Below are 14,775 nucleotides of genomic sequence, written 5' to 3' on the forward strand. Positions count from 1 at the left end.
AAGTAGACTTTCTTCTTCATCGATAATGTTTGAAGTTAACAACACTCGGCATAAAATAGCTTTAAGAGCAAAGTTACTGACTAAAGTAGGAAATTAAGATGACTACACAGCTAGACGATAAAAAAATCGCTGAAATCAACAAGTATACGGGCGAGCAACGCCTGAAATACTGTGTGAAAGAAATCGTAGCAAACCGTGAAGTATGGATCTTAACCGATGAACACGGTTGTGTAATGCTGAACACAGAAGATGAAGATTGTGTTCCAGTATGGCCAAACCAAGAGTTCGCAGAATCATGGGCAACGGGTGATTGGTCTGAGTGTAAAGCTGAGTCTATTTCGTTGAACAAATGGCACAGTCGCTGGACGAACGGTCTAGAAGACGACGAACTTGCTGTTGTAGTATTCCCGAACGAGCAAGAAGAAGGCGTTATCTTGTTCCCGGATGAGTTCGACTTCGAATTGAAAAAGCAGGCAGCTAAGCGCTAGTTCTTTCGTAATACAGTAACATCGTAAGTCAGCGTTGCCTTTCTTAGGCAGCGCTATCATTCAATTATCCCATCTAAGTTACTTCCAACGTATATTCGTCAATACCCAATCAACTGATACAAAGGCGCTTGCTGTGCGGCTTTAGAAGCTTGCTGAAGCACACCTGTTTTGCTGTATCTCTTGAGTATCTTTCGAACGATAGGTTTTACTTCAGATTTTGTCATTCCAGCTTTCAATTCTGGTTCATACAGCAATTGCAGTAGCACTACGTCTAACGGCGATAATAAGTCTTCTGGCGTGTGGTCGTTGAAAATAGAAGGGTAGGCTTTATCTGAATCATTCGGCAGGCCTAGAACTTGTGTGATCTCTTCCACGATACAGGCGACCAGCTTACCTCGCGATCTTGCCTGATCAACCGGGATTACAATCCCAGCGTATACAATCTCGCCTTTAGAATTGGTTCTATAGCCCGCCGTGCAGATGGCGCTATTTAAATGTTGAGTTGATTTGAGCTTGAGCACCGATTTCGCCTCAGATACCCACTGGCTCTGCCTTGTGTATATCCATTTAACGTTCGCTTCGGACTCTTTACTGACGATTGTTATTGGATGTTGGGTGACTTCAGATAAGTGTTTGATATGAAGCTCTGTGATCTCTTGATGCAGTTCCTCATCGCCCACTCGATGATCGATCCAAATCTTGATCGGTTGTTTCCACTTGGCGAGCGGTTTGTTGCCTTGGGAGTATTCGTGTTGAAGCGCGACGTTATAAAAGGCAGTTTCGACGAAGCTTCTATCTAGCCATGTGAGCGGTGTGCTTGTCGCGTTAAAGGACAACAGCACCAACAAGAGGGGAAGCATTGAAGCTGTTCGATACATACTTTTCCCCTCTGCTAAATGTAGCGTGATTCCAGGTTAGTGGTTCGGCGCTTTGGAGAAATGGCTCTCAACCAATCTTTGGGTGATTTGGTGAGTTGGATTGGTTAGCACTTGATCTGTTTCCCCACTCTCAACCACATTGCCTTCATGCATGACAATAATCTTGTCGGTAATGTGCTTAACAATACCGAGGTGTTGAGATACATAAACGAACGATACGCCCATCTCTTCTTGTAACTCTAAGAACAGATTGATGATTTGCGAGCGCATTGCCATGTCCAAACCATTTAAAGCTTCATCAGCAACAATGATGGATGGCTGAAGTATTAAGGCACGAGCCAAACAAACCCTTTGTTTCTGGCCTGCAGCAAGCATCTGAGGGTAGAAATACGCATGTTCCGGTAGAAGGCCTACGCGCAGTAGTGTGTCTTTCACACGACGCATACGAGCTTCTGGAGGCATGTTGGTGTTTCGCTTTAATGGACCTTCAAGAATTCGACCGATCTGAATGCGCGGGTTAAGTGACGTATTCGGATCTTGGAAGATCATTCGAATCAGCTTACAACGAGTCGAGTAGTCTTTGTGCTCTAGCTTTTCGCCATTCACGCGGATCTCGCCTGCGGTTGGCTCCACCATGCCTGCGAGCATTCTGGCTAATGTTGATTTGCCAGAACCATTCTGGCCGATAAAACCAATTGTCTGGCCTGCTTCAAGAGAAAAGCTAACTGGCTTCACCGCCTGATGAATCTTTTTACGGAAAAGACCAGAGCGAGTCGTAAAGTCTTTAGACAAATCACTGACTTCTAATAATGCACTCATGATTTCTTTTTCTTCTCCATATTCAGAGGGAAGTGACAGTTGAACTTATGGTTCTTGATACGTTTCGTATGTGGGATCTCGACACACTGCCTTTGTGCGTATGGGCAGCGAGGCCCTAATCGACAACCAATAGGAAGATGTTGCAGCGGTGGAATTGACCCCGGCAAAGACTGGAGCTTCTCCTTGTGGGGAATCCAGTCGTTAAAGTCTGGCATCGCTTTTAACAAAGCAACGGTGTACGGGTGCTTTGGTGCATCCAACAGCTTCGGTGTATCAGCGGATTCTACCGATTGACCACAGTACATCACGGTAATGCGAGTCGCCCATTGGGTAATGGTGGTTAAGTCATGGCCGATCAACACGATGGTGGTGTTATTGATCTGGTTCATACGACTCAAAAGACGCAATATTTGAGACTGTGTAATTGGGTCTAAATCGTTGGTTGGCTCGTCAGCAATCAAGACTTTTGGCTTGGCAGCGATCGCCATTGCGATCATGACTTTTTGACACTCACCATCTGTCAGCTCATAAGAGTAACTGTCCATTAGGCGAGAGTGGTCTTTGATGCCGACTTTGTGTAGTAATGCGATCGCTTGCTTCTTACGCCACTTAAATCGTTGCCACCAACGACCTTCAAACGAATGGGAAGGGATCGCTTCAACGAGCTGGTTACCTACTTTTTCAGAAGGGTCAAGACACGTTGATGGCTCTTGGAAGATCATTGCGATATCGCGGGCGATCACTCGGCGTCTTTCTTTCGGCGTCAGTTGCAGTAGGTCGATATTACCTAAGCGCATTCGGTCTGCAGAAACCTTCCAGTTTTCTTTACATACTCCGACGATCGCTTTTGCAACCAAACTCTTACCTGAGCCTGATTCACCTACTAAGCCACGAATTTCCCCTTCATTGAGGGTAATACTCATTCGATCTACGGCTTTAACCATCCCTTGAGGGGTCTCAATCTCGATGGTTAGATGTCGAATATCAAGTAACGGCATTATTCGATTCCTGCATTTAGCGCTTGGCGAACACCTTCACCGACGAGGTTAATCACGATAACTGTAAACATAATAGCTAAGCCGGGTAGGGTAACTGTCCATGGCGCAAGGTAAATCAACTCGACCGAATCACCCAAGATGGAGCCCCATTCGGTACTCGGTGCTTGAGCGCCAAGCCCTAGGAAACCTAAAGCCGTGATATCAAGAATTGCGACTGACAGTGCCAGCGTAACTTCAAGAGCGATCACGGTAAGGATGTTCGGAAGGATTGAGTTCCATAGCAGGTAAAAATCGTTCGCACCATCAAGGCGAGAAGCCAGAATATAGTCTTTTTCTACTTCAGCATGCACGGCAATGTACACCGAGCGTATAAAGCGCGGGATCAGTGCCAAGCACAAGGCGAGCAAGATATTAAACTCCCCAAAGCCAAGGAATGCCACGAAGATAATCGCCAGCAGAAGAGATGGAATCGACATAACAGTATCAAGCAGGTGGTTTAGCGTGCTTGATAGTAAACCGCGCGTCATACCAGCAAGTACGCCAATCAGACAACCAATGACGGCTGCGATAAAGGTAATCACCACCGCGGCGCCGAAGGTTAACTGAGAGCCAATTATTAGGCGAGAGAGAATATCTCTGCCTAAGTCATCCGTACCCAAAAAGTATTCTACCGTTCCCGCAGGATCCCAAGAGGGCGGCGTTAATAGGTGACCGGTTTGTTCTTGTGCATCATGCGGGGCTAGCCACGGTGAAGTGACGGTGACCAGAATGATAAGCACCAAACACCACAAGCCAAACATAGCTAGATTATTGCTGCGGAAGCTGCGCCAGAAACGTTCGAACTGGGTTGGAATCTGTTCTTCTTGGTAGACGTTATTTGTTAGCATACCATTCCTTCCTTACCAGTGGATTGATCATCGCGCCCAGTAGATCGGACAGAATATTAGCGGTCAAAACTAAGGTAGCCACCACAATTACACCAGCTTGAATTGAAACGTAATCTTGATTCGATAAGGCATCCAATAACCAGCGGCCAATGCCCGGCCAGTTAAAGATAGACTCGGTAACAATAGCAAGCGTTAACATACTCGATAGCTGAACACCGACCTTAGGAATAATCGGAGGTATCGCGTTTCTTAGCACGTGCTGCGTGATGATCTCTCTAGTTGAAAGACCTTTAATTCGCGCAGCGCGGATGTAGTTTTGCGTCATTACTTCAGCCACTGACGCTCTCATCAATCGGATGACCTGAGTCGTTGGCGCCAGTGCTAAAACAAGACAAGGCAACGCCATGTGCTCGATAACACTTTGTAGTGCGTGCGCACGGTAGCGACCCTCGGCAAAAAAGGCGTCAATCATCGCGAATCCAGTCACGTGTTCAATCTCGTAAAGTAGGTCGTATCGGCCACCAACTGGGAACATTTCAAAGTGCAGTGAAAACACCATGATCATCAGCAACGCGACCCAAAATATAGGCGCAGAGTAACCGGCCATTGAGGTGAACGATATGGTGGTATCAACAAATTTACCTTGTCTCATACCAGCAATGGTGCCGAAAGGGATACCGATGATGAGTGCCAACACAAAGGCAAAGAAGCACAGCTCTAGCGTTGCAGGGAACACCAGGACCAACTCATCGATGATAGGCACACCGTGTTTGCTTAGGCCAAAGTTTAGCGTCGATAATTCAGTGATATAGCTAATCCAACCGGGCCAAAAATCTTGAATTGCCCAAGGTGAGGTTTGGTCTAATCGAAGCAGGGAAAAACCTACCAAGGTCAGAATTCCTAGCGTAATAACGAATAAGTTTACACGTCTTAATGTATACCAAAACATTACTGCACCTCTCTTCTGACTTGATCAAAAGGTTGGGCATTGAAAGGACTTGCTTTAAAGCCTGTTAGCGAACGATCGTGCACGCGAAATTGCACGCCATGAGCTAAAGGAATCACAGGAACTTCTTCATTGAGAATGTTTTGGGCTTGTCGGTACAAGTTCACACGGTGCCTTTGTTGATTGATCTCTAATGCTAAGTCGAGAAGGAAATCAAAGTCTGAATTACACCACATCGAGACGTTTAACCCTGCACGCTCAGAGCTGCATGAGAGCAGCGGACGTAAGAAGTTGTCCGGGTCACCGGTATTGCCTATCCAGCCTGTAAGCAACAAGTCTGTTGAGGAAATAGAGGACAACTGTGTGCGGTCAAATCGGTCGTCGGTATAGAGTTTCAATTCAATACCAATATCGGCTAAGTTTGCTTGGATAAGTTCTGCCGTTTTTCTTGGACTTGGATTGTATGCGCGTGGCTCTAGTGGTACCCACATTGAAAGCTCTAACCCAGGTTCAACGCCAGCTTCTTTGAGAAGCGCAACCGCATAGTTTCGGTCGTAGCGAACTTGAACGCTGTCTTTTTGGTGAGCCCAAGAAGTCGGAGGAAGCAAGGTGTAGGCTTTGGTTCCTGTACCGTAATACACAGAATCAAGAATGTTCTGACGATTGATGGCTAAGTTGAGCGCTTTACGAACTCGAGAGTCACGCAGTGCAGGGTGCTCAGTATTCAGCGCGATGAAAGAGACATTAACCGCCGGAGTAGCAGAAATCTTCAACTCTTCATGAGCCTGAATAATAGGGATTTGGCTAGAAATTGGTGAGTTGAGCACGTCACACTCACTACGCAGAAGCTTGGCAAGTGTGCCTGTTCCACGTTGCGAAGTATCGAACACAACTTGGTCCATTTGTACTTCACCTTTCCAGTAGTGCTTGTTCTTTTTCAAGCGCACTAGGTCGTTGATTTGGTATTCATCTAAGTAGAAAGGGCCAGTGCCGACTGGATTGGAATCGATTCGATTTTTCTCATCCGCTGCAATGAGCTGATTGGCATACTCCTTAGAGTGAATGACTGCATAGCTGGTGGCGATATTGTTGAGAAACGAATTGTCTGGGCGACTTAATTGGAATTTCACCGTTAGGTCATCAACTGCGGTGATATCGACAATCAGGTTTTTGAAGTCGATTCCGGCAAACCATGGGTATAGGCCGCCACCCACATAATGAAATGGGTTTGAACTATCAATGACACGTTCAAAGCTAAACACCACATCTTGTGCATTCATGCTACGAGTAGGGGTGAACCAGTCTGTCGTTTGGAACGCAACATTTGGGCGCAGTTTGAACGTGTACTCTGTACCTGATTTATCAACAGACCAACTTGTCGCCAAGTTCTGTTTTGGTCGGTACGTCATAGGATCAAGAGTGAGCAGTGTATCGAAAATTTGAGGACTCAGCGATTCTGCGGTAATGCCACTATCAACCAGCTGTGGGTTGAAGGTACTAGGATTACCTTGGCCGCAATAAATGAAGCCTTTTTCACGGATTTGCTCGTGATTCACACTCTCACCACATCCAGCGAGAAAGCTCAGCGTACAGATGCTCAGTGATAGTCTTATTAGTGCTTTCATAAAAAGAAATACTTTTCGAAACGAGGCGTTAGAGGAGCCTCAAGATCCGGACAATTTAACATTTTATTTATTCGGCTCCAAATAATAATCAAGCGTGGACAGCTATTTATCGTTAGCTTGTCCGACAATCGCGTACTTCCTCACCATTCCACGTAATTGGTTGTAGGTTAACCCAAGTAATTCTGCGGCTTGTTTCTGGTTATATTTGCTCTGTTTGAGGGCTTGGTTGAGTAGCTTGATGTCTTGTTGTTCTTGCCATGCTTTGTAATCAAGCGGCAAAGAAAACAAGCTCTCTGATGAAGTATGGCTGTTAGACGGCTCATTGCCAGTTTCCGGAGAGGAATCTTGCTCTGTTTTCCATGCGGGTTTAAATGGGTTAAACACCAAATATTCAATAGGATATGGATCTTTTCCGTGCTGATAGATAGCTCGCTCTATGACGTTTTTGAGTTCTCGTACATTCCCTGGCCAAGAATAATCCAAAAGCGATTCAACGGCAGAGGGGGCAAAGCCAACAAACAACTCCAATTCCAATTCACGACACATCTTAATGGCGTAATATTCTGCCAGTAGCATGATGTCTTCTTTTCGCTCACGCAAAGGAGGGATAGTAATGACGTCAAACGCCAGTCTATCTAATAGGTCTGCTCGGAATTCGCCCTTTAATGCCATGTCTGGTAAGTCGGCATTGGTTGCACACACCAGTCTGACATTGGCACTTAGCGCCTTTTGCCCACCGACACGTTCATATTGCCCGTATTCAATAACGCGCAGTAGTTTCTCTTGAACCGCAAGGGGAGTGGTCGCCAGCTCATCCAGAAACAGCGTTCCGCCTTCTGCTCTTTCAAAACGACCTTGATGACGCCCTTTCGAACCCGTAAAGGATCCCGATTCATGACCAAACAGTTCTGAATCAATCAAACCTTCACTTAAGGTTGAGCAGTTCAATGAGATCAAAGGTTGATCCCAACGTCTTGAAAGGTAATGCAGTCTTTGTGCGATCAACTCTTTACCTGTGCCACGTTCGCCAATGATCAGAATGGGTCTTTCTATTGGTGCGAGTTGGGAAACTTTATCTAACACAGAGAGAAAGCTAGGTGATTCACCAATGAGGTTCTGCTGCATAGCGGGTCCTTGTATGAATTAATCGCTGGAGAGGTCATGTAAGAGCCATAGTGGTGAAAAATACCAATACTTGGCTAAATTCATCATAGCATGGTTCGAGTTAATCACCATTTTATTGTAAGTAACTGATAATAAATGGCTTAAAAGTTGGCACGCTACTTGGATTATTTATGGTAGGTTTAACAACAAACGTAAATTTTTGAGCAAGTGGATTGATAAAGTCGCACAACGATTTGAAACGCATTTGCCATCATTGTAATTAAGGAGTTCCTCATGGGTATTTTTTCTCGCTTTGCAGACATTGTAAATTCAAACATCAGTGCACTATTAGATAAGGCTGAAGATCCAGAAAAGATGATTCGTCTTATTATCCAAGAAATGGAAGACACCTTAGTTGAAGTTCGTACCAACTCAGCAAAAGCAATTGCTGACAAGAAAGAGCTAGCGCGTAAAGTAGAAGCTATCGAAACACAGATTCTAGATTGGCAAAATAAAGCGACACTTGCCCTGACCAAACAACGCGAAGATTTGGCGAGAGCGGCGCTAATCGAAAAGCAAAAACTGGAAGACATCATCAAGAGCCTTCACACCGAACAAACCTTGGTTCATGAAACCATCGAAAAATTGACGAGTGAAATTGGTAAACTTGAAACAAAGATCGCAGAAACTCGTGCAAAGCAACAAGCATTAATGATTCGTAACAATGCGGCAAGCAACCGTCGTGATGTTCAAAAACACCTGCACTCAAGCAAAACCAACGAAGCAATGGCGAAGTTTGAGCAATTCTCGCGTAAAGTGGATGAATTAGAAGCTGAAGCGGACGTTTACGCTAAGACTGGCAACGCAAAATCTTTAGACCAAGAGTTTGCCGAGCTACAAGCTCAAGATGAAATCGAAAAAGAGCTAGCGAAACTGAAGCAACAAGTTGAAAACCGTGATAAATAATCTAGGAGTTGTCTATGTCAACATTTCTAATTGCAGGTCCACTGATTGTCTTTTTAATCTTCGTGGCACCGCTATGGTTATTCTTACATTACCGCAGCAAGAAGAAATCCAGCAATGGTCTTTCTGAAACGGATCTTCAACGTCTGCATAAGCTTTCTGCGCAAGCCGAATCCATGCAAGACCGAGTGAAAACGCTAGAAAAAATACTGGATGCGGAGTCGCCTAACTGGAGACGAAACTATGAGTAGAGAACTGTATCGCGACACGATTAACGGCAAATTGTCTGGTGTGTGTGCAGGGTTAGCGAACTATTTTGGCCTTGAAGTGTGGTTGGTTCGCATCTTAGTTATCTCAGCAGCACTGCTTGGTGGTAGTTTTCTGGTGTTATTAGCGTATTTAGCTTTGACATTTATGCTTGAAAAACAACCACCTCAGTATGTCGACCAAATGAAGGCGAAACAAGAGCATACGCTGAAGCAAAAGCCTTGGGAAAAAGGGCAAACTGCAGAGTCGCTATTGAACACTTTAGAGGGTGATTTCCAGAAGTTAGAGACCAGTGTCCGCAACATGGAAGCTTATGTCACCTCAGATACGTTTAAAGTGAATCGTGAATTTAAGAACATGTAGTGGTAAAACCTAAAAAGGATTAGATAACGGTTTAGGAAAATTTATTCCAAGCCGTTATTTTTTTTAATAATTTTCTCTAAATAAATCTTACGCTGACTGGTAAGTTACATGTGATTAATCTATGTTATAAAAATATTTATAGATATGGATGATCACCAATGTATAGAGCCTCCCTTGTCCTATTGACTGCCTTAGCTGGGTTGTCTGGGTGTGGTAAGGAGCTTCCTCCCGTGCCTGAACCTGAGTCCAGACCCGCCAAACTCTTCACTGTCTCCGTCGGTAATAATGCCTTTGAGCGTAATTTCCCTGCTACCACAGAAGCTGGTGACAGAGCGGTACTCGCATTCCGTGTTCCTGGGTTATTGCAGAGCATCGATGTGACCGCTGGGCAGCACGTGTCTAAAGGCGACGAGCTTGCTAAGTTAAATCCCGATGAATATCAACTACTCGAGAAGCAAGCAAAAGCGAATTTTCAGCTAGCCGATGTTCAATATCAACGTGCGATCAAACTTCGTAAAGATCGTGTGGTATCAGAGCAAGATTTCGACCAAGCGAAAGCGAACCACAATTCAGCTCGCGCGGTGCTTAATCAAGCTAACGCGAATCTTCGCTACACCACTTTGGTTGCGCCGTATGACGGAACCATTTCCATCATTCCTGCTGAAAACCATGAATACATTGCGGCTAAACAAGGCGTGATGAATATTCAAACCAATCAAATTCTTAAAGTCGTCTTCTTATTACCCGACCAACTTATTACGCGCTTTTCATCAGGGTTCGAGATGGATGCAACCATGGTTTTTGATGCGTTTCCTGAAAACTCTTACGTTTTAACCTTCCAAGAAGTGGATACCGAAGCTGACCCGAAAACAGGTTCGTACAAAGTCACCATGGTAATGGAAAGACCAACCGATGTGGGTATTTTGCCCGGTATGTCTGGCTCGGTAAATCTCGTTTCATCGTTAGCGGCGGCCACCAAAATACCAACGTCAGCAATGATGACCGATGGGGATGATGTCTCTGTATGGCGTGTGAATAGCGACGGCATTGTTGAAAATGTTGCCATTGTCATCGATGAAAAACGCCATATCGTCTCTGGATTGAACGATGGCGATCGCATTGTGACTTCTGGCGTCAATGGTCTTGAGTCGGGCATTAAAGTTCGAGAGTGGATCAAGGAAAGGGGGCTATAACATGAAAACACTTAAAGTGGCTGCTGGCCTGTCGTGTTTAGCCTTACTGACGGCTTGTGAAGATAAGCAAGCTGTAGAAGTGAATAACACGCCCTTGGTTAAAGCTATCGAGATTTCAGTCATCGATTTTAGCGACAAACTCTATTTCCCTGCGGTAGCAAACGCTGCTGAGAAGGCTCACCTCAGTTTCCGAGTTGCGGGTGAAATCTTCAAGCTAGATGTGAAGGAAGGTGAACGAGTTGCCAAAGGGGACATCATTGCCGAGCTTGACCCTACCGATTATCAATTGGATGTGGACAATGCTCAAGCTCGTTACACGGTAATCAATAGTCAATACCGACGTTCAAGTCCGCTAGTGAAGAAAGGCTTATTGGCGAAGTCACAGTTTGATGAAATTGCTGCTCAACGCCAGATCGCTTATGCCGAGCTGGAACTCGCAAAACTGCGCTTGTCGTTCATTAAGCTTCGTGCTCCTGTTGATGGGATCATTTCTCGTGTCAGTGTCGATCAATATGAAAATATTCAGGTAGGCCAGCAGGTCGTGAACATTCACAGTGTCGAGGATGTTGAGGTTGTTATCCAACTGCCTGACCAGATTTACGTGAATCAGCCTAGCGAACAGCTGTTATCGAATGTTGAGGCTGTGGTAAGAGTACCCAGTGGCAATGAATACACGGCGGCTATTAAGGAGTTTACCACTGAACCTGACCCAAGCACGGGCACGTTCACGGTGACGCTTGCTCTACCTATGCCGGAAGATGATTTGATTCTGGATGGTATGGCCGTTGAGGTGACGTCAAATGGGCGAGATATCGGCTTGGAGTTAAAAGCTGGGGTACTTATCCCAATCGAAGCTGTGTTTAATGCGGATGGCGATGATTTAACGCGCCAGAACTCTTATGTATGGGTACTTAATGACGACAGTACCGTCTCAAAACAGCAAGTCGTAATAGGAAAAGCCAATCAGAAAACATTGCAGATCATGAAAGGATTAGAAATGGGGCAGCATGTCGTTGTTGCAGGCGTATCGCGATTGCGAGATGGGATGACAGTGGAAGTATTGTCTCAGGAGACGAACAATGAGTGAAGTAAATAACAAGCCCCAAAATGACGATCAACAGGGTGATGATCAGATCACAGGTGTTGCTTCTTACTTTATACGTAACAAAGTCATTAGCTGGATGCTATCTCTGATCTTTCTTATTGGTGGTGTCTCTGCCTTTTTCGGCTTGGGTCGTTTAGAAGATCCTGCCTTTACCATCAAAGATGCGATGGTTGTGACCTCTTACCCAGGGGCCACACCTCAACAAGTTGAAGAAGAAGTTACTTACCCACTAGAAAAAGCGATTCAACAACTTACCTATGTGGACGAAGTGAACTCTATCTCTAGCCGCGGCCTATCACAGGTAACGGTGACGATGAAGAACAACTACGGCCCAGATGATCTTCCGCAAATATGGGATGAACTTCGCCGAAAAGTGAATGATCTCAAGGTTGAACTGCCACCCGGCGTCAATGATCCTCAAGTCATCGATGATTTCGGTGACGTTTACGGTATTTTGCTGGCGGTGACGGGGGATGGCTATAGCTACAAAGAGCTGCTGGATTACATTGATTACCTAAGGCGAGAGCTAGAGTTGGTTGATGGGGTCAGTAAAGTCTCCGTTTCCGGCCAACAACAAGAGCAAGTGTTCATTGAGATATCGATGAAACGGATAAGCTCTCTGGGTCTGTCTCCAAGCACGGTATTTAATCTTTTATCGACTCAAAATATTGTATCAAGTGCGGGTGCGGTAAGAATTGGCGACGAATACATTCGAATTCATCCAACGGGTGAGTTCCAGAATGTTGAGCAGCTTGGCGATTTAATTCTGACAGAAGGTGGTGCTCAAGGTCTCATCTATTTAAAAGATGTGGCGAATGTAACTCGTGGTTATGTTGAAGTGCCAAGTAACATCATTGGCTATAACGGCAAGCTCGCACTTAACCTTGGTGTCTCTTTTGCGCAAGGCGTGAACGTAGTAGCGGTTGGTGAAGCGTTTGATCGAAGATTGGCCGAGCTAAAGTATCAACAACCCGTCGGCATCGACATCTCCGAGGTTTATAACCAACCTAAAGAGGTAGACAAGTCGGTAAGCGGATTTGTGGTGAGTTTAGGGCAGGCGGTTGCGATCGTAATCGTGGTGTTACTGTTCTTCATGGGACTAAGATCGGGCCTATTGATTGGTTTGATACTGCTATTGACCGTATTCGGTACATTCATTTTCATGCAGTACTTCAAGATCGACCTACAACGTATTTCACTGGGCGCGTTGGTTATAGCCTTGGGGATGCTGGTGGATAATGCCATTGTGGTGGTGGAAGGGATATTGATCGGCACGCAGAAGGGGCGAACCCGGATGCAGGCCGCCACCGATATCGTAACCCAAACCAAATGGCCGCTGCTTGGTGCGACGGTTATTGCGGTGACTGCGTTTGCTCCAATTGGTTTATCTGAAGACTCAACAGGCGAATACTGTGGCACCTTGTTCACGGTGCTACTGATCTCCTTGATGCTGAGTTGGTTTACTGCCATCTCGCTCACGCCGTTCTTTGCCGACATGTTCTTTAAAGGTCAGAAGGTCGATCCAGATAACGAAGGTAAGGACCCATACAACGGGATGGTTTTTGTTATCTACAAAAACTTCCTTGAGTTCTGTATGAAGCGTGCTTGGTTAACCATGTTTGTTCTGATTATTGGTTTAGGCGCGAGTGTGTACGGTTTTGGTTTCGTTAAGCAAGCCTTCTTCCCGTCTTCAACCACACCTATGTTCCAAGTGGATGTGTGGATGCCAGAAGGTACCGATATTCGAGCGACCAATACCAAGCTTAAAGTGCTTGAGAGTTGGCTAGCTGAGCAGGACGAAGTTGAACATATCACGACAACCGCGGGTAAAGGCCTGCAACGTTTCATGCTGACTTATGCGCCAGAGAAAAGTTATAGCGCTTACGGCGAGATAACGGTTCGTGTGAAAAGTTATGAAGTACTTGAAGGGCTAATGAAACGCTTCCGTGAACATGTAAATGGTCAGTTCCCAGAGATTGACTACAAGCTTAAACAGATCGAATTAGGTCCTGGTGGCGGTGCGAAAATTGAAGCGCGAATTGTGGGTTCTGATCCAACGGTTTTACGTTCAATCGCTGCACAAGTGATGGACATCATGCGTGCTGATGAAGGCGCATTTAACGTTCGTCACGATTGGCGTGAAAGAACTAAGGTATTAGAGCCTCAGTTCAATGAAAGCCAAGCGCGTCGTTATGGTATTACTAAATCTGACGTTGATGATTTCCTAGCAATGTCTTTCTCTGGTAAGTCGATTGGTGTGTATCGTGATGGTACAACGTTAATGCCGATTGTGGCTCGTTTGCCTGAAGACGAGCGTGTCGATATTCGTAACATCGAAGGCATGAAGATCTGGAGCCCAGCATTAAGTGAGTACATCCCACTTCAACAAGTAACGTTAGGTTACGAGCTAGAATGGGAAGATCCACTGATCATCCGTAAGAACCGTAAGCGTATGCTAACGGTAATGGCGGATCCTGATCTATTGGGTGAAGAGACGGCCTCAACTCTACAGAAACGCTTACAACCACAGATTGAAGCGATTGAGATGCCTCCGGGTTACTCATTGGAATGGGGGGGGGAATATGAGTCGTCAGCAGATGCACAGGCGTCACTATTCACAACCATGCCTCTGGGTTACTTGTTCATGTTCTTAATCACTGTGTTCTTGTTTAACTCGGTGAAAGAGCCTCTGATCGTTTGGTTAACGGTTCCATTGGCGTTGATAGGGGTGACGACAGGCTTGCTAGCCTTGAATACACCATTCGGCTTTATGGCGCTGTTGGGCTTCTTGAGTCTATCTGGGATGCTTCTGAAGAACGGTATCGTACTACTTGATCAAATTGAGATTGAGATGAAATCTGGTAAAGATCCGTATGTAGCGGTTGTTGATGCGGCTCTGAGTCGTGTTCGCCCGGTATGTATGGCGGCGATTACCACCATTCTAGGTATGATCCCTCTACTACCGGATATCTTCTTCAAACCAATGGCAGTAACCATCATGTTTGGTTTAGGCTTTGCGACTGTACTCACGCTAATCGTAGTGCCTGTGCTGTATCGTTTGTTCCATAAAATTGCAGTGGCTTAACGTCAACTGACCTTTGAAATAATGCCCCTAATTGGGTAATGCCGATCAGTTAAA

Annotated in this window: 14 protein-coding genes; 7 read left to right on the forward strand and 7 right to left on the reverse strand. The window is 45.5% G+C overall.

Annotated features, from left to right (window positions below; genetic code table 11):
- Window positions 1–98 precede the first annotated feature (98 nt).
- Window positions 99–488: a DUF2750 domain-containing protein gene (locus tag AB4209_RS05595; RefSeq protein ID WP_004734596.1), complete on the forward strand. Its 390-nt coding sequence runs from the start codon at window positions 99–101 to the stop codon at window positions 486–488.
- Window positions 489–586: 98 nt separating this feature from the next.
- Here the strand turns inward: AB4209_RS05595 and AB4209_RS05600 are convergent, their stop codons facing one another.
- From AB4209_RS05600 to pspF, 7 genes are all read right to left on the reverse strand, one after another.
- Window positions 587–1,366, reverse strand: coding sequence for a DUF2927 domain-containing protein (locus tag AB4209_RS05600; RefSeq protein ID WP_029235328.1), 780 nt, complete (start codon window positions 1,364–1,366; stop codon window positions 587–589).
- Between the two features lie 36 nt (window positions 1,367–1,402).
- Window positions 1,403–2,185, reverse strand: coding sequence for an ATP-binding cassette domain-containing protein (locus AB4209_RS05605; protein ID WP_017060304.1), 783 nt, complete (start codon window positions 2,183–2,185; stop codon window positions 1,403–1,405).
- Complete coding sequence (locus AB4209_RS05610) at window positions 2,182–3,183, reverse strand: oligopeptide/dipeptide ABC transporter ATP-binding protein (RefSeq protein ID WP_017060305.1); 1,002 nt, start codon at window positions 3,181–3,183, stop codon at window positions 2,182–2,184. The genes AB4209_RS05605 and AB4209_RS05610 overlap by 4 nt, the downstream gene beginning before the upstream one ends.
- Window positions 3,183–4,070, reverse strand: coding sequence for a putrescine export ABC transporter permease SapC (gene sapC, locus AB4209_RS05615; protein WP_017065331.1), 888 nt, complete (start codon window positions 4,068–4,070; stop codon window positions 3,183–3,185). The genes AB4209_RS05610 and sapC overlap by 1 nt, the downstream gene beginning before the upstream one ends.
- On the reverse strand, window positions 4,057–5,019 hold the full coding sequence (locus AB4209_RS05620) for an ABC transporter permease subunit (protein ID WP_017060307.1): 963 nt from the start codon (window positions 5,017–5,019) through the stop codon (window positions 4,057–4,059). The genes sapC and AB4209_RS05620 overlap by 14 nt, the downstream gene beginning before the upstream one ends.
- Complete coding sequence (gene sapA / locus AB4209_RS05625) at window positions 5,019–6,641, reverse strand: ABC transporter substrate-binding protein SapA (protein ID WP_017065332.1); 1,623 nt, start codon at window positions 6,639–6,641, stop codon at window positions 5,019–5,021. Before sapA ends, AB4209_RS05620 begins: the two co-directional genes overlap by 1 nt.
- A gap of 102 nt (window positions 6,642–6,743) precedes the next feature.
- A complete protein-coding gene (gene pspF, locus AB4209_RS05630; RefSeq protein WP_017060309.1) occupies window positions 6,744–7,766 on the reverse strand; it encodes a phage shock protein operon transcriptional activator in 1,023 nt (340 codons plus the stop codon).
- Window positions 7,767–8,039: 273 nt separating this feature from the next.
- Here pspF and pspA point away from each other — a divergent pair, with 273 nt between their 5' ends.
- The 6 genes from pspA (at window position 8,040) to AB4209_RS05660 (ending at window position 14,721) form a co-directional block, all read left to right on the forward strand.
- Entirely contained in the window at window positions 8,040–8,711 is a 672-nt protein-coding gene (gene pspA, locus AB4209_RS05635; RefSeq protein ID WP_010440091.1) for a phage shock protein PspA, read from the forward strand.
- A 14-nt stretch (window positions 8,712–8,725) separates the two neighbouring features.
- Complete coding sequence (pspB, locus tag AB4209_RS05640; RefSeq protein WP_004734605.1) at window positions 8,726–8,959, forward strand: envelope stress response membrane protein PspB; 234 nt, start codon at window positions 8,726–8,728, stop codon at window positions 8,957–8,959.
- Complete coding sequence (gene pspC, locus AB4209_RS05645) at window positions 8,952–9,338, forward strand: envelope stress response membrane protein PspC (protein ID WP_017065334.1); 387 nt, start codon at window positions 8,952–8,954, stop codon at window positions 9,336–9,338. The genes pspB and pspC overlap by 8 nt, the downstream gene beginning before the upstream one ends.
- Before the next feature lie 158 nt (window positions 9,339–9,496).
- Window positions 9,497–10,531, forward strand: a complete 1,035-nt coding sequence (locus AB4209_RS05650) for an efflux RND transporter periplasmic adaptor subunit (RefSeq protein WP_029236444.1) — start codon at window positions 9,497–9,499, stop codon at window positions 10,529–10,531.
- Between the two features lies 1 nt (window position 10,532).
- Complete coding sequence (locus AB4209_RS05655) at window positions 10,533–11,618, forward strand: efflux RND transporter periplasmic adaptor subunit (RefSeq protein ID WP_372055100.1); 1,086 nt, start codon at window positions 10,533–10,535, stop codon at window positions 11,616–11,618.
- The gene (locus AB4209_RS05660; protein WP_372055102.1) at window positions 11,611–14,721 is read left to right on the forward strand and encodes an efflux RND transporter permease subunit; all 3,111 of its coding nucleotides are present in this window, start codon (window positions 11,611–11,613) and stop codon (window positions 14,719–14,721) included. Before AB4209_RS05655 ends, AB4209_RS05660 begins: the two co-directional genes overlap by 8 nt.
- The last annotated feature ends 54 nt before the right edge of the window (window positions 14,722–14,775 follow it).

It is taken from the genome of Vibrio sp. 10N.286.48.C11, from assembly GCF_041469805.1.
Taxonomy (GTDB): domain Bacteria; phylum Pseudomonadota; class Gammaproteobacteria; order Enterobacterales; family Vibrionaceae; genus Vibrio; species Vibrio crassostreae_C.